Annotated in this window: 16 protein-coding genes; 11 read left to right on the forward strand and 5 right to left on the reverse strand. The window is 48.4% G+C overall.

Translation table 11 applies throughout. From position 1 onward, the window contains the following. Positions 1-45 precede the first annotated feature (45 nt). The gene (locus V3C10_05725; protein ID WVP63320.1) at positions 46-801 is read left to right on the forward strand and encodes an N-acetyltransferase; all 756 of its coding nucleotides are present in this window, start codon (positions 46-48) and stop codon (positions 799-801) included. A 227-nt stretch (positions 802-1,028) separates the two neighbouring features. Here V3C10_05725 and V3C10_05730 read toward each other — a convergent pair whose 3' ends face one another. The 4 genes from V3C10_05730 to V3C10_05745 form a co-directional block, all read right to left on the reverse strand. Beyond that, positions 1,029-2,894: a hypothetical protein gene (locus V3C10_05730; GenBank protein WVP63321.1), complete on the reverse strand. Its 1,866-nt coding sequence runs from the start codon at positions 2,892-2,894 to the stop codon at positions 1,029-1,031. A gap of 14 nt (positions 2,895-2,908) precedes the next feature. Next, positions 2,909-3,808, reverse strand: a complete 900-nt coding sequence (locus V3C10_05735) for a MoxR family ATPase (protein ID WVP63322.1) — start codon at positions 3,806-3,808, stop codon at positions 2,909-2,911. Positions 3,809-4,328: 520 nt separating this feature from the next. Then, a complete protein-coding gene (locus V3C10_05740) occupies positions 4,329-5,186 on the reverse strand; it encodes a polysaccharide deacetylase family protein (protein WVP64576.1) in 858 nt (285 codons plus the stop codon). A gap of 249 nt (positions 5,187-5,435) precedes the next feature. Then, positions 5,436-6,338: an AraC family transcriptional regulator gene (locus V3C10_05745; GenBank protein ID WVP63323.1), complete on the reverse strand. Its 903-nt coding sequence runs from the start codon at positions 6,336-6,338 to the stop codon at positions 5,436-5,438. Between the two features lie 307 nt (positions 6,339-6,645). On the opposite strand from V3C10_05745, the gene V3C10_05750 reads away from it, so the two are divergent. The 3 genes from V3C10_05750 (at position 6,646) to V3C10_05760 (ending at position 11,759) form a co-directional block, all read left to right on the forward strand. Further along, complete coding sequence (locus tag V3C10_05750) at positions 6,646-7,821, forward strand: MFS transporter (protein WVP63324.1); 1,176 nt, start codon at positions 6,646-6,648, stop codon at positions 7,819-7,821. Positions 7,822-7,943: 122 nt separating this feature from the next. Continuing rightward, positions 7,944-8,825, forward strand: a complete 882-nt coding sequence (locus V3C10_05755) for an AraC family transcriptional regulator (protein WVP63325.1) — start codon at positions 7,944-7,946, stop codon at positions 8,823-8,825. 1,395 nt (positions 8,826-10,220) lie between these two features. Then, entirely contained in the window at positions 10,221-11,759 is a 1,539-nt protein-coding gene (locus V3C10_05760; protein WVP63326.1) for an ABC-F family ATP-binding cassette domain-containing protein, read from the forward strand. 290 nt (positions 11,760-12,049) lie between these two features. On the opposite strand, the gene V3C10_05765 is transcribed toward V3C10_05760, so the two are convergent. Continuing rightward, complete coding sequence (locus V3C10_05765) at positions 12,050-12,790, reverse strand: MerR family transcriptional regulator (GenBank protein ID WVP63327.1); 741 nt, start codon at positions 12,788-12,790, stop codon at positions 12,050-12,052. A 275-nt stretch (positions 12,791-13,065) separates the two neighbouring features. Between V3C10_05765 and V3C10_05770 the strand changes: the two genes are divergently transcribed. From V3C10_05770 to V3C10_05800, 7 genes are all read left to right on the forward strand, one after another. After that, complete coding sequence (locus tag V3C10_05770; GenBank protein ID WVP63328.1) at positions 13,066-13,587, forward strand: PadR family transcriptional regulator; 522 nt, start codon at positions 13,066-13,068, stop codon at positions 13,585-13,587. 29 nt (positions 13,588-13,616) lie between these two features. Further along, positions 13,617-13,883 carry a DUF3795 domain-containing protein gene (locus V3C10_05775; protein ID WVP63329.1) on the forward strand — a complete coding sequence of 89 codons (267 nt, stop codon included), beginning with the start codon at positions 13,617-13,619 and terminating at the stop codon, positions 13,881-13,883. Next, positions 13,876-14,718 carry a MerR family transcriptional regulator gene (locus tag V3C10_05780; GenBank protein ID WVP63330.1) on the forward strand — a complete coding sequence of 281 codons (843 nt, stop codon included), beginning with the start codon at positions 13,876-13,878 and terminating at the stop codon, positions 14,716-14,718. Before V3C10_05775 ends, V3C10_05780 begins: the two co-directional genes overlap by 8 nt. Before the next feature lie 62 nt (positions 14,719-14,780). Further along, on the forward strand, positions 14,781-15,257 hold the full coding sequence (tsaA, locus tag V3C10_05785; protein WVP64577.1) for a tRNA (N6-threonylcarbamoyladenosine(37)-N6)-methyltransferase TrmO: 477 nt from the start codon (positions 14,781-14,783) through the stop codon (positions 15,255-15,257). Between the two features lie 202 nt (positions 15,258-15,459). Then, on the forward strand, positions 15,460-16,380 hold the full coding sequence (locus V3C10_05790; GenBank protein WVP63331.1) for a hypothetical protein: 921 nt from the start codon (positions 15,460-15,462) through the stop codon (positions 16,378-16,380). Between the two features lie 268 nt (positions 16,381-16,648). Continuing rightward, entirely contained in the window at positions 16,649-17,311 is a 663-nt protein-coding gene (locus tag V3C10_05795) for a YHYH domain-containing protein (protein WVP63332.1), read from the forward strand. A 308-nt stretch (positions 17,312-17,619) separates the two neighbouring features. Continuing rightward, complete coding sequence (locus V3C10_05800; GenBank protein WVP63333.1) at positions 17,620-18,039, forward strand: YjdF family protein; 420 nt, start codon at positions 17,620-17,622, stop codon at positions 18,037-18,039. Positions 18,040-18,709: the final 670 nt, after the last annotated feature.

Raw genomic sequence — 18,709 nt, forward strand, 5'->3', positions numbered from 1 at the left:
ACGGATCGGGAGGCATTATGCACACATTGTGAGGGAGGCGCCATTTTGGAGATTATAACAGTTACGAAGGAAAATCTGGATAAGGAACACATCTGCTGCGCCATTTCCAGCAACAGGGACTGCCAGGTATTGTCAAAGAAGGCCTGGCTCGCGGAGCGGTTTGATGACGGCCTTGTTTTCAAAAAAGGAGATGTGCGCGGAAAATGTTTTATTGAATACATTCCGGCGGAAAATGCATGGGCGCCTGTCGAGGCAGACGGATACATGTATATTGACTGCATGTGGGTTGCGGGACAGTATAAGGGACAGGGGAATGCCGCGCTTCTTCTGGATGAATGCATCCGTGACAGCAGGGAAAAGGGGAAGAAAGGACTCGTGATCCTTTCTTCAAAGAAAAAAATGCCGTTTCTGGCAGAACCGAAGTTCCTGCGCTATAAGGGCTTTCTCACCGCAGACACAGCAGAGCCGTTTTATGAACTGCTCTATCTTCCGTTCGAAGACGGCGCCGATAAACCGCGCTTTAAGGAACAGGTTAAACAGCCTGGAATCGAAGAGCAGGGCTTTGTGCTATACTATGCGAACCAGTGTCCTTATACGGCCAAATACGTTCCTCTGATCGAGGCTGCGGCCAAAGAAAAAGGAGTGCCGTTCCGCTCGGTCCGTTTTGAGACGACGGAACAGGCCCGGAATGCTCCGGCGCCGTTTACGAGCTACAGTCTGTTTTATAATGGAGAATTTGTGACAAACGAAATACTTTCCGTACCGAAATTTGAGAAGCTGGTGGAAACAAAAAGAGGGTGACAGGCCGATTATGAGGAAATTCATGAAGCGGAGACGGCGGGATGGAAATAGTTGGGGAAAATAGTTGGGGTGGAAACAGCAGGATAGAAATAGATGAGTGAAGACAATGGATAAAAATAGAAAGGGGATATACCGAATCATGGTTTTAAATGATTCGGTATATCCCCTTTATTGTAAATTGGAAAAGAACCCCGGAGTTTATCCAGCCGGTGGAAACGTAAAACGGCCTAAACCATAAGCTGTTCCTTCAGGTACCTTCCGACCACATTGGAGAAGTCGTTTATATTCCTGATATAGGCAAATTCATTTCCAAATATCTGCCGTTCTGCAGGAAGGGCCTCCTCCTCGCCGGCGAAAATTCCCATGACGGCAATGCCTTCATTTCTAAGGTGATAGACCTCCCTTGCCGTATCTTTCACCGCGTATTCGTTGCAGTACTGGACGCGCAGGCGGCTCTTGGACTTACTTACGATAATATCGTTCGGCGTTCCGTCGCTTAATACAATCAAAATTTTATTCTCTTCTTTCCGAGCGGCCAGACTGTAGGCGGCGGCACGGATAGCGAGTCCGTCCCGGTTATTGGCGGAACCGTAGAATTCCAGGATTCGTTTGTCGGCCTCGATTGGTTCGTCGTAGTCGCGGAACCGTCTCATCACCGTGTAATCCCCGAAGGTGCAGAATCCCATCACGCGGTGGGGAATCTCTGCCAGGCTCAGCGCTTCGCTGATAATATAGCCCTGGAGTGCTACCATGCTCTGCCGGATCTGCTGGGAACCGCTGGAATCGATCAGGATTTCCACGGTAAAATCAGTGAATTCCTGTGTGAATTCGCGGTCAAATAATTTCCTGTTTCTGGTTCTCCCCAGGTTCCATAGACGGTCTACCCGGATCTTGCCATATTCGCCCGGAAAAATTTCCTTCTCTTCCCTGGTGAGGAGCGCCCTCTTTAAGATGTCGGCCAGCGAGAGGATATTCTGCCTCGTAACAAGCTGGTTTGCTTTCAGGACATCAAGATTTTCAAACAGAATGCGTCTTGCATATTCGACCTGGTAGGTCTCGGATGTGGTTTCCCGGTTTTTCGGCTCATCATGGATTTGCACCTGATCCGTAGTTTCAGCCCCATCTGTTTCATCCGTTTCTCCGGGATGGAGCAGGCCGTCGGTAAAGTGCAGTTTGCATTCTTTGTGGGCGCCGGTGCAGAGTTGGTGGGTAAGCCGGCGCTGCTCCTTTGGAGTCAGGTAGCTCTTCCCATAATTCAGCTCAATATAGTCTTTTGCCAGTGCCATGGATTCATCTTCCAGAACAACGGCATTCGGCTTTTCTGCCTTGTTTTTACCGTCATCGTCCTCCTGAAGATGATCGGCCAGTAGATTAACGATGCGGTCTTCCTCTTTTTCGGGCTTATCGTCCTCGTCATCGGAGTCGGACTGCTTATCACCCCGGCCCGGATCGTCCTCAAATAGGCCGAACCCTTTGAATTCATCTGCAAATCCTTTGGGATAGGCTCCATTGTACACTTCATCAAGACAGCGGATGATCTCGACCGTATCAGTTGCGTCCTCCAGGGCACAAATTTTATCAATCCAGATCTGCTTTGAAGAAGGGGCGGGAGTGTGGTAGAGGCAGAAACGCAGATAACAGGCCTCCAGAGCGCCCCAGTCCGTATGGGTCAGACGGCTTTCGTCTTTTCTCAGTGTATCCTCAAATGCCAGCCGCCGGATATCGGTTACTCCTCCGCGTTCCGAGGCCACCTTTTTCCAGACCGCGCTCTCAATACACATGCGCGAGATTGGCAGGAGTACGGAAGGTTCGGCTCCAAAGAGAAACGCCTTCTCAAAATACTGTTCCAGCGTCCGGGGACGGAAGTATCTGGCGAAGCCGCCTTTGCAGACTGCGTCGTAAAGAGCTATATATTTTGATCTGCGGAATAAAGAGGCGTCCACCTCGGTCCCCAGACTGTAGTCGCCGCTTATGGTCCATAAGAGGTTCTTAAGGCGGTTCTGGATTCGGGCGGTTTCCATCTCTTCATCCATTTCCGGTTCCGCCGGAGCCGGATTTTTTATCTCTTCCGCTTCATATTTTATGGTTTTCATAGGCGCCTCGCTTCTCAAAATACGTCGCTGCTGGTCCATGAATCGGGAATCCGGGTTAAGACGATGTCATCCACCATATCCTGCTCAAATACATCAAAGCACTTATTGGTTATGCCCATGGTGACAGCGGCTTTCGGCGTCAGCCCGCCGCGGATCAGCTTCAGGGAACCAATCATACCGCGCAGATCCACAGGTTTCGTGGAAATCTCCCCATTCTTTGCTTTAGCCTGAAGATCCAGGAAAAGTCCCGAAAATTGTTCCAGAGCCGGAAGGGAGGCTCCGGGAACGGCGGCATCCAGAATTCTTATTAAATCCTCCTGGCCGAGAGTTGGCATATTGATGACCATGAAACGGGAGACAAGAGCCTCATTCAGTTCCTTCGTCCCTGCATATCCATAGTTCATCGTTCCGATAAAACGGGCCGCGGGGTGCAGCTCGATCCTGTCATATCCGGGAACATCAATGATGCGGCGGTAGTCGAGCGTGGCATGAAGAACGGAAACGGCATCATTTTTAGCCATATTTATCTCATCCAGAATACCGAAACCGCCGTAGGCGGCACACTGGTACACAGGTCCTCTGCGCAGCTTCACCTCATTATCCACAAAAGTATCGCTTCCGATCAGGGTGCCGCTGTCCGTATTCACATGAAAGGACATATTATAAACAGGCCGTCCAAACATCCAGGCCAGATTTTCAGCCAGGATATTCTTACCCGTCGCCTTATCCCCGCAGAGCAGAAGATTTTCACCCTCCAGAAGTGCGGAAACGGCCATCTCCACGATTTCCTTTCCAAAGAAGGGCATATCAGGCTGATAGACACGCCGCCTCACCTCCTCCGCAACAGGATATTCGGCTCTGAAACGTTCAAGTTCTTTTAATAAATGTTCACTGATTTCTTCCTTCGGTTTCATAAAAATCCCTCCTCAAACACCCAGCACACGGGAGCCCCCGGGCCAGGTTTTATTGTCATAGTTTATCCGGCTTCAAAACATTCCATAATCCCTCATCATGAAGTCGCCAATCATTCTGATATTAGTTTTACTATTTAAGATAATTATAACAACACACAATCTAAAAAACGTCGATACAATCCCCCAATTTTTCCCCATCAAAAAGATCCGGCAAACGCATTTTAGACGTTACCGGACCTTTTCGATGGATAAAATAGCAAAATCAAAATGACGACAAAGTAAACGGGCACGCGACCCCTTCGCGGCTTCAGTCCCGGCCAAAACCTTCCCGGCGGGGAAGGAGGGAGAAAAAGATTTCGGAGGGAACCTGGGAGTTCATCGGCACTTACCGAGGTCTTTCACGAGGTTAGTGTCCGTTATGTACTCCAAAGAGCGCAAGCGTTTCCCGCAGGAACTTTTTCTGCCCGGATTCCCCGCCCCAGAGATCCCTTCCCCGCCCGGGACTGAAGCTATTCTCCCCCTATTTTTCACCCACAAGCTCATCCAACGACCCAAAATGATACCCCATCTCTTCCCATTTCGTCAGCAGTTCATCCAGAATCTGCCCATTGGTTTTAGAGGTACTATGTAACAGCACAACGGCTCCGGGATGAATGCGTCCGAGCAGCTTTTTAAATGCTTCTTCCTTTGTCGGCTGTTTATCTTCATACCAGTCAACATAGGCAAGGCTCCAGAAAAAGGTTTTATATCCCATATCGCTTGCCATCTGCAGGTTGCTCTCACTGTATTTTCCCTGTGGCGGCCTGTAGTATTTCTTCATGGGCTGGCCGGTGGTCTGTTCGAAAAGCGTCTCCAGGTCACCCAGTTCCTTTTCAAAAGATTCTTTTGTGGAGAGTTTGGACATGTCCGGGTGATGGAAGGTGTGGTTGCCCACGTTGTGGCCTTCCGCGATCATCCGTTTGACGAGATCCGGGCTGGTCTGCATGTAATTGCCGACCAGGAAAAATGTGGCCTGGGCGTTATGTTTTTTCAGCGCATCCAGGATTGCGGCCGTGTTGCCGTTCTCGTATCCGGCGTCAAAAGTCAGATAAATCACTTTATCCTGCGTGTTTTGGACATAGTAAGCATTGTACTGTTTCAGATAGTCGGCCGTCGCATTACCGATCGGAGCCTGGCCCTCGGTCTGGAAACTTAAGCCCCAGTTACCATCTGCGGAGGCTGGGACAGCGGAAGCGCTGTGATGGGACTCCACGGGAGCTGCGTTCTTATGAGGTTCCACGGTCTGGGCAGCGGCCCGGCCCACAAAGAAAGAGAGGGCAAAGATGGCTGCGGTAGATAAAACCTTTCGGGATGTGATTTTTTTAGCCTGGGTTTTCAGAGAGTGAGCGCTTAGATGGGGCAGACGGGCCCTGAGCCCTTCGATCGGGATCCGTTTGCCTTTGAATTTGAGATGCTTTTTCATAGAGACACAAAAATCCATTTCAGAAATGTTTATTACAATATATCGAAACAGGGGATGTATCATTCATAATAGTTGCCCTCCAGGGCATTCTCCGGAATATTTTCTGATGTTTTTCGTGAAAACCCCGGAAAAAATCACGTAGAAAGCCAGGGGGAACGGTAAATGTTATTTCTGTTTTTCCTGTCTGTATTCTTTTGGAGAACATTTGTAATAACGCCTGAACAATTGGGAGAAATTCCCGGGGCTGTCGAAGCCGCATTCCTGCGCAATATTGGAGACACTTTTTCCCGGTTCGCGAAGAAGCAGGGAGGCGCCCTGCATAATTCTGTATTTAATCAGATACTGTACCGGTGAAATCTGGATGGTTCTCCGGAAACAGCGCAGACATTCGCGTTCACCGATATTGGCGGCTTCCGCAATTTGAGCCAGGTTCAGGTCTTCGGAAAAATGGCCGTGGATATAATCCAGCATTGTCCGGATGCGCAGATGATCGGGAGCAAGCCCCGGACGTTCGGGCGGCTGATCCCCGCCGTATTTTTGACAGAGTAAATAACAGATTCCTGAGAGATTCTGCCTGACCGTAAATTCATAGCCTGGAAGATCCCCGGAAAGGGCGTGGAAGGCCTGTGTAAACTGCTTTTCGAAGAGTTCCTGCTCCTGGGAAACGAGGAGGAAGGGGCAGCCGTCAAAAGCAGGGGAGGAGATGAGAGGCGTAATGTATTTTTCTGCAAAGACGGAGTCTGCGCTTCCCGTGATTAACAAGGGGTTAAAGACAAAGGATTGCAGTTCACAGTAAGGTTCCGCCTCCGCAGAGTGAAGAATATTGGAATTGACGGCAATTCCTTCGCCCTGTTTTAAATGAAATGTTTTCTCAGGTATCTGAAGTTTCAGGTTTCCCGATTTTATATAAATGACTTCAAATTCCGCATGCCAGTGCCAGGGAATGGCGTCCTCCGCGACGTCCGTATAGACGGCGGCATAACCGGCGCAGGGGAAGGACGGCGTTCCGTGTGGCTGCAGCTCCTCGTTGCTGCGGTTCAAATTCAATCCGCATTTTTGCAGACTCATTATATCACCTCCATATCGATTAGAACGATTCTAGAACAATTTGACTATTCGTCGTTTTTTTTATATTATATGTCTGGAATAAGGTAGATTCAAGATAAAAAAGACGGTATTCTTGATTCATAGGAAATTACGTCCTATGATTTGAAAAACGCTCCGCGAAGATGCACAAGCCGCGCAGCGTTAAAGAGTTGCTGAAGCAACCGCGCGGCAGCGCAGGTATCCCTGGTTAGCGGCAAAAAAAGGTGTTGTCCATTCCATACCGCAGACCCGCTTCACGACATATCGAAATAAATTCAGGAGGATTAAAATGTTCCAATTACTGCTTATTATTATTTATCTGGCGTTTATCAGTCTGGGTCTGCCAGATTCGCTGCTCGGCTCGGCCTGGCCGTCCATGTATGGCGAATTAAATGTGCCGGTTTCCTTTGCCGGGATTATCAGCATGATCATCGCCGGAGGAACAATCATATCCAGCCTGTTCAGTGACAGGCTGATCAGAAAGTTCGGCACAGGGCTTGTGACGGTTGTCAGTGTTGCAATGACCGCGGTGGCCCTGATGGGATTTTCACGTTCCCATTCGTTTACGCAGCTCTGTCTGTGGGGAATTCCCTACGGGCTTGGGGCCGGGAGTGTGGACGCGGCGCTTAACAACTTCGTGGCGCTGCATTACAAATCACGCCATATGAGCTGGCTGCACTGTTTCTGGGGAGTCGGAGCCACGGCGGGACCGTATATTATGGGACTGTGCCTGACACGGGGACTGCAGTGGAATTCGGGATACCGGACAATTGGAATTATCCAGTTTGTTCTGGTGGCCTGTCTGCTTCTTTCTCTGCCGTTGTGGAAATCAGGAAAGGATGACGGGAAAGGGGAAACTCCGGAATATAAGGGGATTGGACTCGGGGAGACGCTGAAGCTGCCCGGAGCTAAGGCAATCCTGACGGCGTATTTCTGCTACTGTTCTTTGGAGGCCACAACCGGCCTGTGGGCGGGGAGTTTTATGGTGCTTCACAAGGGCATCAACGCAGAGACGGCGGCAAAGTGGGCCTCCCTCTTTTATCTGGGAATTACAATCGGCCGTTTTATCTGCGGATTTATAACCGATCGGTTCGGCGATCAAAATATGGTGCGTCTGGGGCAGCTTCTTGCGGCGTCCGGGGCATGTCTGATTCTCCTTCCCGTTGGAACTGCGGCTGTGCTTGCGGGGCTTATTCTCACCGGAGTGGGCTGCGCCCCGATTTATCCGAGCCTGCTCCACGCGACACCGTATAATTTTGGCAAGGAGTATTCCCAGTCCGTCATGGGCATGCAGATGGCCTGCGCCTATGTGGGAACCACCCTGATGCCGCCGCTGTTCGGACTGCTGGCGGAATGGATTGGAGTCTGGCTTTATCCATTCTATCTGCTGATTTTTGTGGCGGGGATGCTTATAATGACGGAGAGAATGAATCGCATCAGGTCTGCTTCCGAAAAAAAAGTGTGATTCCTTCGCCGGATGCGGGATAGATTGTGCACCGGGAGTCCTTCACCCGGCAGCACAAATTGTCATGAAGAACGTTCCGGTCTTTTGTATACTGGGATTGTGAACAGGAAAGGGGAAATGAAATGGGATGGATAGACGGATTACAGAATGCAATTGACTATATTGAAGATAATCTGACTGAGGAACTGGATTATGCCGAGATTGCCAGACAGGCATATTCCTCCAGCTTTCATTTTCAGAGAGTTTTTGGGATTCTCTGCGGGTATACACTGGGAGAATACATCAGAAACAGGCGGCTGACTCTTGCGGGCAGTGAGCTGGCCTCATCGGACAGCAAGGTGATAGATGTGGCGGTAAAATATGGGTACGACAGCCCGGAGAGCTTTTCCAGGGCGTTCTCCAGATTCCACGGCATCACTCCCTCCCAGGCGCGCTCACGAAAAGCGGAGCTTAAATCATTCTCCCCCCTTTCCATCAAACTCGTATTAGAAGGAGGAAACATGATGGATTACAGAATTGAGAAAAAAGACGCATTTAAGGTGATCGCACGCAGAAAGAGATTTAAGGGAACCGGGGATATCACGCAGCAGAGCATTCACAGTGCGTGGGAGGAGTGCGGGAAAGACGGAGCGCTTGAAACACTGTGCCGCTATATCACGCCGGAAAGCGTATTCGGAAACTCGCTTGTCGGCATCTGCTTCGACAACCCGAATGAAGGTGATTTCGACTATGCCATCGGAGCGTCCTATGAGGGCGGCGAACCGGCGGAGGGATTGACGGTGGAGGAGATTCCGGCAAACACCTGGATGATATTCAGCGGTACCGGAAGTATGCCGGATGCATTTAAAGATTTATGGAAGAGGGTCTATACTGAGGTATTTCCGACCAGCAGCTATCAGCCGTCCGGAGGAATGTGCATTGAGGTGTATAAGAGCGATGAAGTCCATTCGAATGATTTTTCTTTTGAGATCTGGTTGTCTGTGGCTCCGGGGAAGATGAAATGATGAAAAGATTTAGTTGAGATGCGAGGACGCCTCTGTAAGACGGCGGACGGGGTGGTGGGAGGGGGTTTATGAGTCTTCAGTCCCGGTTTGTAGGTTGTGGTGAGGGGGAATCCAGGAGAAAAAATTCCTGCGGGGACTCGCTCCCGCTGGTGGAATGCGAGGCGGGTGCTAGATTCAAAAATACCTCATCAAGCACCGGCGGATTCCAAGGTCCCCTTCGGAACGTTTTCTCCTTCCTTCCCCGGGCAGATTGTCGACGGGACTGAAGACTCAGGGAAGGGTATTGCCCCGTCCGCCGGCTTCAGGGGCTGATTGTCTCTTTCGTCAAGTGCGGAGGGAGGTATTGTCGCGGCCACTATGTAGTCGTGAACCTTTTACCTTTTGAAGATGTTTCAGGCTGAATTCGGAGATAAATCCAAAACTAAATATAATGAGTAAACAAAAAATTGCATGGTTATTCAAGGATAGGTCAGACGCTAAAACTTCGGCTCATTAATTGAATACCATACAAGAGGCATTCCCCTGAAATTCAAGGAAACGTAGTGGCAGCGAAAATACCTCCCGCACTTGAAGGAATAGAACAAATCAGCGGCCGCAGGCCGGAGTTCGGGATGGCGAAAACCTTCGCGTCTTCAGGCCCGGTCCATAACCTGCCTGTGGGGAAGAAGGGAGAAAAAGATTCCGGAGGGAACCTGAAGTTCATCGGCACTTACCGAGGTTTTTTCGAGGTTAGTACCGTTATGCACTTCGAAGAGCGCAAGCGTTTCCCGAAGGAACTTTTTCTGCCCGGATTCCCCACCCGCGACAACCTACAGTCCGGGACTGAAGACTCATCCCCTACCTCTCACCATCCCGAACCCCGACCGTCCCGGCGGCGTTCTCGTTCCTCAACAAAATCCCCACTTTATGGCTGAACTATTACTTGCGGTTTCACACCGTAACCGGAAACGAATTGACAACCGCTGTCCCTGATGCTATAATAACAGCGTTTTTCAGAAGGAGATTAGACAATGAACTTTTATTTAACCAGTCAGCTTAAAAGGAAACTTAACTCTGTACAATTCAGACCGATGAAACATTGTGCAGAGTATAGCGTATAAAGATACGTTCGGATTTCATCGGAAAGAAATACAGTATGGTTTTATGGCCATATTGTTTTCTTTTCGTGTTTTTTTTGGCGTGAAAAGGCTATGGACAGTGTTTTGTCCATGGCCTTTTGTTGATTAATACGGTGGATTTTTCACCGCCGCAGTCAGTAATCAGTCGGACAGAAGGCAGGTATGGGAGCATACCGGGAGCCTTCTGTCTTTTTTTGGTTGCGGACTCTTTTGGGCGTGAAGAACCCGCCCACAGAATAAAAACGCCGGATACGGCGCAGAAGAAAGGATTATTATCATGAGCTTATTAGAAATTACAGAATTATCTCATACATTTGGTGAGAATGAGTTATACAGGAATGCGGAGCTGACCCTGAATAAGGGGGAGCATATTGGAATTGTGGGACAGAACGGGACTGGAAAAAGCACCCTGATCAAAATATGTACGGAGCAGGTGATACCGGACAAAGGGCGCGTTGTCTGGCAGCCCAATGTGACCGCGGGCTATCTGGATCAATATGCCGAAACGGAAAAGCAGATGACGATGAGGGAACTGCTAAAATCGGCGTTCCGGGAATTATATCAGATCGAACAGAAGATGAATCGCCTTTATGAGGATGCGGCGGGCGGAGATGCAAAGGCGCTTAATATGGCGGCAAAATACGGAGAGCAGCTGGAAAACCGTGACTTCTATTCCATTGACACAAGGATTGACCAGGTGGCGGAAGGTCTTGGCCTGCTTGCCATTGGACTCGACAGACCGATCGGGGAGATGAGCGGCGGACAGCGGGCAAAGGTGATTCTGGCAAAACTTCTGCTTGAAAAGCCGGATGTACTGCTTCTGGACGAACCGACCAACTTTTTGGATCGGGAACATGTCACATGGCTGGCCGGATACCTGTCGGGGCTGGACAATGCCTTTATGGTCGTTTCTCACGATTATGACTTCCTGGAGAAAATTGCTAACCGTATCTGCGACATCGACAACGGAAAAATTGCAAAATATTATGGGACTTATTCCGAGTTTTTAAGAAAGAAAACACTGCTGCGGGAGGATTATATCCGCCAGTACTCTGCGCAGAGAAAAGAGATTAAAAAGACAGAGGAATTTATCCGGAAAAATGCGGCGGGAAGGAAGGCGAAGATGGCGAGGGGAAGACAGAAACAGTTGGATCGGATGGATAAGATGGAGGCGCTGGAGGAGAAGGAGATTAAGCCGATTTTTCATTTTCCCAATTTACCCTTGACGGATACGGAACATCTGTGGGTAAAACAGTTATCCGTGGGTTATCATTATCCCATCCTGAAAGACATCAGCTTTTCAATTAAAGGGGGACAGAAGGTCGTAATCACCGGATTTAACGGAATCGGTAAATCGACGCTGTTAAAAACCTTAGTGGGACAGATTAGGGCGCTGCAGGGAAGTTTTTCCTTTTCGGAACAGGTGAAGACGGGATATTATGAGCAGGATTTGGCATGGGAGGATGCGGAAAGGACGCCGATGGAGATTGTCTCTGATCAGTACCCGGAACTTGTTAATAAAGAGATACGGAAAAGACTGGCGCGCTGCGGCATTTCCAGCAGGCATGCCATGCAGCCCGTCGGCACGCTGAGCGGGGGTGAACAGGCAAAGGTGAAAATGTGCCTTCTCACATTAAAACCATATAATTTTGTTATACTGGATGAACCGACCAACCACCTGGACCTTCTGTCCAAGGAGGCATTAAAAACTGCATTGACGGAATTTCCGGGAACCGTGCTGCTGGTATCGCATGAAGAAAAATTTTATAAGGATTGGGCACAGAAAGTAATTGATATTTCAGACGTGGTTAAGTAAGTTCTGCCGTCGGAGACGGGGGCAGGCGATGAATGATGATAAATTCCTGCCATTGGTCTGCGGTTTGGAGCGAAAAAGGCGAAAGATTGTTTTTATTTAAATAATATGGGAAAAAGTTGAAAAAAATATAAAATTCTGTCACAAATTGTCCTGTAAAAACGTTTAATATATAAGGGATGACTCATCACCCCTCCAATCCTACTTTGGCTCCGGTCCCTCAACCGGAGCCTTTTGCCGTCCAGCGGCAGTATTTATTTTATGAATAGCGGTCTGTATACAGGGCATGAGTTCTACTGCTGATTACCGGCGTAGAAATCAATCGCCCGTGAGGCGAAATCAGCAGTTCCTTTTCCGCCCTTGCCGTCTATCGTTTCCGTGAAGGCTCCGCCTCCGGCATACATTTTTCCCAGTTCTCCCAATATTTCGGTGGTACAGTTGTAAAAGTGTTCCGTGATAAAATTCCTGAGTCTCTGTACTTGTCCCTGGGCCTCCGGGGAGCCGGGGGAAACGTTCTGGGCCTTCAGTTCTCCGAATTCACGGAAAAGTTCCATAAAATCATGATTGATTATGTCATATTCTTCGGGGCTGCGGTCCCGTGTTTTTTCTTCAAATTCTTTATAGGCAGCCGTTTTACCCCAGGCGGCTTTGGCCTGCGCTGCATACTCATCAATCTTTTTGGCGTCAAATGCTGTAAAATCCAAATTTCTCACTCCTGTCATACGAATTCCACGAGCCAGGTCGATCAGGTTCTCCAGGTGCTCTTTTTGAAGCAGCAGAAGATTCAGCTGCTGTTCCAGGGCCAGATTGCGATCAAAATCCGGACTGTCCAGAATACGCCTGATTTCCTTTAAAGGAAACTGCAGTTCTTTAAACAGAAGAATATGTTGCAGCCGTTCCAGGGCCGCATCGTCATACAGCCTGTAACCGGACCCGGTGACCTGCGCAGGTTTTAACAGTCCGATTGAATCATAGTAGTGTAAGGCACGTGCGCTTACACCGGTCAGCGTGCTCACTTCATTTACCGTTTTCATTGAGTGTCCTCCTCCCGTGTGATTATAGGATACACTATGACGTAAGGTAAGAGTCAAGGGAATTTCTGACGAAAGTTCAGGAAAAAGTTGCCGGGAAATATCAGGTAAAACGATACGGATTATAATGAAGAACGATGTATCACGACAACTTTTTCCGCAATTTAGATAATTTTACTTGCTTATAGATGTATACTATAGTACTATAAAATATAGTTGTTGAGATGAAACATATACGCCGCAGCAGCGGCCGGAACGTAGAAGAGGGAAGGTGAAACATGGCGGCAATTGATTTAATTGTACTGGGAATGATAAAGGCGCAGCCGCAGAGCGCCTATGAACTGCAGAAGAATGTGGAATACAGGAACATTTCCAAATGGGTGAAGGTCAGCACTCCTTCTATTTATAAGAAGGTGGTGCAGCTGGAAGAAAAGGGTGATATTGCAGGGAGCATTGTGAGAGAGGGAAAGATGCCGGAGAAAACGGTCTACCGGATTACGGAAGCGGGGGAAAAACATTTCCTGAAGCTGATGGAGGAGACGGCAGGCCAGTCCGTCCGCCTTTTCCTGGATTTTAATGCGGTGATTATGAGCCTCGATTTTGTTTCTGAGGAGATCAGGGGAGAGCTGACCGGACGGATTCAGGATGAGATTCAGATAATGAAGGACACGGTGGAAGAGAAGATGTCCGAGAGGAGCCACGCCCCGTTTACCGGCATGGCGATTCTGGAACAGCAGTACATGCTGTTTGATGTGCTGGGAAAATGGATGGAGAATTTCAGGAAGGACTATCTGAAATAGCGTTTTCAAACGTACAAAGGAGGAACGATATGTTTGAGTCAAGATGCGGAGTCTGCTGTAACGATTGTGAGAGAAAGGAAGCAGTTCACTGTACGGGATGCACCAATATGGAAAAGACGTTCTGGGGCGGCGTATGTGAAGTGAAAGCCTGTTGTGAGGGCAGAGCGCTGAACCATTGCGGGGAATGTCCCGATTTTCCGTGCAGCATGGAGGCGGAGATGGGAAAAGACATGGGCTTTGACCCGGCGCCCCGCCTTGAACAGTGCAGAAAGTGGGCAGAGGAAAATCATGTTTAAAATCGGAGAATTTTCCAGGCTGACCCAGGTGTCGGTCAGGATGCTCAGGTATTATGACGAAATGGGCCTGTTAAAGCCCGCCCATATTGATCCCTGGACCGGATACCGCATGTATTCGGTGGAACAGATTCCTGTGTTGAATAAGATTATATACCTGCGGGACAGTGGATTTGGGGTTGCGGAGATTGCATCGGCGCTTGCCTGCAGGGACGACAGCCTGATTGCGAAACAGCTGGACGACAAATATGAGGAGATTTGTAAAACAATACGGGATGAGCAGGAGAAGCTTGAGAAGATAAAAACGGCCAAAAAAGAAATTCTGTATGGTACCGGCGAGATGCACTACAATGTCGCAATCAAATCAATCCCGGAGTATCAGGTGCTATCCCTGCGGAAGAAAATCCCGGATTATTACTGCGAAGGCGGGATGTGGCAGGAGATGAGCGCTTTTGCCAGGGATCAGCGGGTATCGGTGTCGGGAGAGACTTTTTCCATCTACCATGACATGGAATTTAAGGAACGGGATGTCGACGTCGAGCTGTGCGCCCTGGTTACAAAAACAGGCAGGGACGGCGGCGGTTTCACCTACCGGATGACCGAAGCGGTGCCGTCTATGGCCTGCACGATGGTGTACGGTGACTTTTCCAATATTGCGGGGGCCTATCTGTCCTTTGCCCGGTGGCTCCAGGATAACGGCCAGTATAGAATGTACGGACAAAACAGGCAGATTGTCCACCGCGGTCCCTGGAATGAAGAAAATCCGGAGAATTATCTGGTGGAGATCCAGATTCCGATCGAAAAACCGGGAGAAAACCGAGAACCGGATTTTGCTTGACTCTCACACGGTGTCAGGGCCTAATATGGATTTACAGAAAATGAAAAACAGGAGGAAAAATGATGACAGAATTTAAGGTAAATCCGATTGGGGTAATTCACAGTGACGACAGCGGTTCGACGATCGAACTTTACCCGGAATACCGCGCCGCGCTTCAGGCGCTGGACGGTTTCAGCCACATCAATGTAATCTGGTGGTTCGACGGCTGTGATAATGAGATGGCCAGGTCGGTACTGACGGTGGATCAGCCCTATAAAAAGTCTCCGGAAACAATGGGGATATTTGCCACAAGATCGCCTGCCCGGCCGAATCCCATTGCGCTGACTGCAGTGGAAACGATTCAGATTGATTATGAGAACGGCATCATCAGAATTGCTTATATCGATGCCAACGACGGCACGCCGGTTCTGGATCTCAAGCCGTATACGCCAAGCCTCGACAGGGTGGAATCCCCGGGTGTCCCGGACTGGTGTTCGCATTGGCCAAAGAACGTAGAGGAGTCTGGCGATTTTGACTGGGAAAATGAGTTTAATTTCTAGTTTTTGCAGCACGGTATATTGTGATAATCAATATACCGTGCTGCATTTTGCTTTTATCTCTGCTATAATGACATCAGGAATAATTGAGGTGGAGTATGAAAAAAGATACTTGTGATTCCAAAAAACAGTTGGATTCCATGCAATAACCCGGCGTGCAGGACTGAATTTTGCAGGATGATATTGATAGAAGAAAGGTGACAACATGGAGCGGGTTTACTATAAACAGTTAATAGAGGGAGCGGCGATTCCCGCCATTATTCATAACAGCAGTTATTTTCTGATACAGATGGCAGTGTATGAGAATGGAACCGTAAGCTGCTGGCACAAGAGCGATTTACAACAGTTTTGGAGTGATTTGGAAAAGGGCTGGGTCGTACCTTCGGTACCGCCGGATGCGGAACTTTCCATAAACAATCTGGGCTGTTTTCCAATCCGGGAGGCCCGTTGGTTCTATAACAGGGAGGAATACTATCACCGCGTGGAAGAGGTGGTGCGTTCTCTCAATCCGGAGATGACAAATCTGTACCGGATGGCTCAGTGGGAGAAGGATAAATGGGAAAAAGCGCGCGTCCGGTGGACGGCCGACCCGACTCCCTGCAAATTAAAACCGGGCTGGTGTTATACTCTGATTGACGGGGACAGCAGCTATATTTTCTACCGCCAGGAAGGCAGGCTGCATCTGACTTCACTCACCGTTTATGCGGACAAGACAGTCCGGCTGGGGGCAGTGAGTGACCGATCTTATACTCTGGAAGAGATAGAGGGACTTTTTGTACAGAAGATCCTCTCTACATCCCCTGAAGGTGTGGAATGGGTAGAAATCGACGGTTTAGGAAACGTGTTGTTAGCGCCGCCCGAATATGGGGCGCTTCCAGTGGAAGAGAAACGGAAAGAAATCAATGATACAATGGCCGGTCTGTCGGGGGAGAAGGATTCTTTAGACCGCTGCAAGCGCGCTCACTATCAATACCTGGCCGATCCGAACGACTGGACGCGGGAAGAACTGAGGAAAGCCTATGAGGCGGTTCCGGAACATCAGCGGATGTTTCTTGGAGATATGGATACGAGAGATAATGATTTTATCCGTATTCTCTACTCACCGGAGGTAAAGCGGGAAGTTTAGGGAATTGCGTTATATCTTGCAGGCCATCCGGTGCGAAGAGGGTATGTATGGCAGGACAAAATAGACAGAAGTAAGGAAGAAAATTGTTATGATAGAAACAGAAAGACTGATTCTGCATTAAGAAGATAATAAAAATAAAAGATGTATATTGATTACTGTGCACGGAGTAAACAGTAATTGTATATTGAAGGTATACATGGCTTATGGACCGGGGCATATTGCTAAATAATTACGGCGGCGGTATAATGACTGCAGGAGGGGAAATAAAATGAAAAAGAATTTAAAAAGGGTAATTATTTTCATCGCGGCATCGGTGATTGGAGTATCGCCTGCGGCCGGAAGTGCCGGCAGTCCATTCGTGATTACTGCCGAAGCCCATTCAGGAAGAACGGATTCCAGTGGAGGGCATCATGACTATAAGAACAAAAGTGGTTTGGGAAGCTATCACTACCATTGCGGTGGATATCCTGCCCATTTACATACAAACGGAGTATGTCCCTATAAGAGCGGCGGAACCGCCGGTTCGAATCAGGGAAGTACCGCCTCGTCAGGCAGCGGTGCGGTAAATAATACGGCTCCGGCATTACCTGAGCCTACTGCAGCCGCTGAACCGACGGATACGTTGGGATGGAAGTTGGATGCTGCCGGATGGTGGTACAAAGACAGTGAAACAACTTATAAAAAAGATGGCGTTTATTATATTGACGGTTACTATTATCGATTTAACTCCGAAGGATACATGCTCACAGGATGGCAGGAGATAGACGATGACTGGTACTACTTTGACGGGAGCGGTCATATGCTCATCGATTTATGTGTATTAATTGATGATTCATACTGTTACTTCGATAAAAACGGCAAATGGGATGAAGAGTATTATGACAGCTATGCGGAATATGAAGAGATGTACGATGATAGCTGGGATTACTAATCGAATCTATATTTAGGCATGAAGGGAGTGTTGCAGAATGTGCGGCACTCCCATTTTTATACGGCGGGAAAGATCTCAGATGGAACCGGTCTTTATGCATGGAGGAACCGGTCCGAAATACGTATGCGTTACATTACTCAGATTACTTGAAAAATGAAGGGGAGTGAGTTAAAATAAAAAGATAAATTAAATAGTACAAAGATAAAAACACAGTCCCGGCCGGTAGTCCGGGCGCAGTAATATAAATCTGTCAGTAACCTGCCTCCTCGGTTGTCCATTCTTTGTTATGAAAGAGAGGAGTATTTTCTATGCAGGAAAATAAGAGCAGACTGACAGTATTTTACGACGGGACTTTCTGGATTGGGATTTATGAACGTATTTCAAAGAACGAACTGGAAGCATGTAAAATCACGTTTGGAGCCGAGCCAAAGGACTATGAGGTGTATGAATTTCTTTTGCAGAACTGGGCGGGGCTGAAATTCAGCCCACCGGTAAGCGCCGGCGAAAAGCAGGAGAAGAAGATTAATCCGAAGCGGATGAAACGGCTTGTAAAAAAAGAGCTTGATTCGCACGGTACAGGAACAAAATCTCAACAGGCTCTGCAGCTTCAGCGGGAAGAAAATAAGATGGTCCGCAGCAGGAAGAGCCGCGAACAGAAAGAGGAAGAAAAAGAACGCCATTTTGAATTGAAGCAGCAGAAAAGGAAGGAAAAGCACAGGGGCAGATAATTCCGCCAGCAACGAAGAGTACGCTTTGTGGATTATTCATTGACACTCAATAAAACAAGAGAAGCGCGGGGAAGGAATTCCCTTGTGCTTCTCTTGTTTTTTCTGAAAATATGGGGGATGTAAATGCTTTTCAGAAATCTATATAAAGTTTCATTGTTGTTAGTCGAAGCCAACGACAGTGTGCGCGCTGTTTTTAATCATTGGCCTCATTTATTTGATACGATAATCATAACTGGTAATTGTGACCAATATTTGACCAATGTATAAAAAGAATCTAAAGCATTCTTACGAAAAAAGGAAGGATTTAGCAAGTTTGTTTACAATGGCCTGGTTTTGGTCTTTTTTGGCCGGTGAGTGGATATGCCTGTGATTTTTTAGTATAATGGAATTATCAGATAAAGATGGGAGTACGGCAGTGTTTTTGGGGACGGAGGGCTGATTGCGGGGGGTGCCTGTTCAGACGCGCCCGGAGATACATAAGGGGGGGATACCAATGAAGAAACGAATGAAGGTACAAATGAAAACGCAAATGACAGGGAGAACGAAGAAGCGAATGACGGCGGCTCTGCTGTGTCTTACCATGGCGGTTATGGCTCAGTTTTCGCTTACCGGGTGCAGCGGGCAGGAAAAGATTCAGTCTGAGGCAATGATGAAAGGAATTAAACCGAAT

The sequence above is a fragment of the [Clostridium] symbiosum genome (assembly GCA_036419695.1).
GTDB classification, from domain to species: domain Bacteria; phylum Bacillota; class Clostridia; order Lachnospirales; family Lachnospiraceae; genus Otoolea; species Otoolea symbiosa_A.

Coding starts and splice junctions, on each gene's coding strand:
- V3C10_05730 (WVP63321.1), bottom strand. CDS start 2,894: ATGAAAACCATAAAATATGAAGCGGAAGAGATAAAAAATCCGGCTCCG.
- V3C10_05735 (WVP63322.1), bottom strand. CDS start 3,808: ATGAAACCGAAGGAAGAAATCAGTGAACATTTATTAAAAGAACTTGAA.
- V3C10_05745 (WVP63323.1), bottom strand. CDS start 6,338: ATGAGTCTGCAAAAATGCGGATTGAATTTGAACCGCAGCAACGAGGAG.
- V3C10_05750 (WVP63324.1), top strand. CDS start 6,646: ATGTTCCAATTACTGCTTATTATTATTTATCTGGCGTTTATCAGTCTG.
- V3C10_05755 (WVP63325.1), top strand. CDS start 7,944: ATGGGATGGATAGACGGATTACAGAATGCAATTGACTATATTGAAGAT.
- V3C10_05760 (WVP63326.1), top strand. CDS start 10,221: ATGAGCTTATTAGAAATTACAGAATTATCTCATACATTTGGTGAGAAT.
- V3C10_05765 (WVP63327.1), bottom strand. CDS start 12,790: ATGAAAACGGTAAATGAAGTGAGCACGCTGACCGGTGTAAGCGCACGT.
- V3C10_05770 (WVP63328.1), top strand. CDS start 13,066: ATGGCGGCAATTGATTTAATTGTACTGGGAATGATAAAGGCGCAGCCG.
- V3C10_05775 (WVP63329.1), top strand. CDS start 13,617: ATGTTTGAGTCAAGATGCGGAGTCTGCTGTAACGATTGTGAGAGAAAG.
- V3C10_05780 (WVP63330.1), top strand. CDS start 13,876: ATGTTTAAAATCGGAGAATTTTCCAGGCTGACCCAGGTGTCGGTCAGG.
- tsaA (WVP64577.1), top strand. CDS start 14,781: ATGACAGAATTTAAGGTAAATCCGATTGGGGTAATTCACAGTGACGAC.
- V3C10_05790 (WVP63331.1), top strand. CDS start 15,460: ATGGAGCGGGTTTACTATAAACAGTTAATAGAGGGAGCGGCGATTCCC.
- V3C10_05795 (WVP63332.1), top strand. CDS start 16,649: ATGAAAAAGAATTTAAAAAGGGTAATTATTTTCATCGCGGCATCGGTG.
- V3C10_05800 (WVP63333.1), top strand. CDS start 17,620: ATGCAGGAAAATAAGAGCAGACTGACAGTATTTTACGACGGGACTTTC.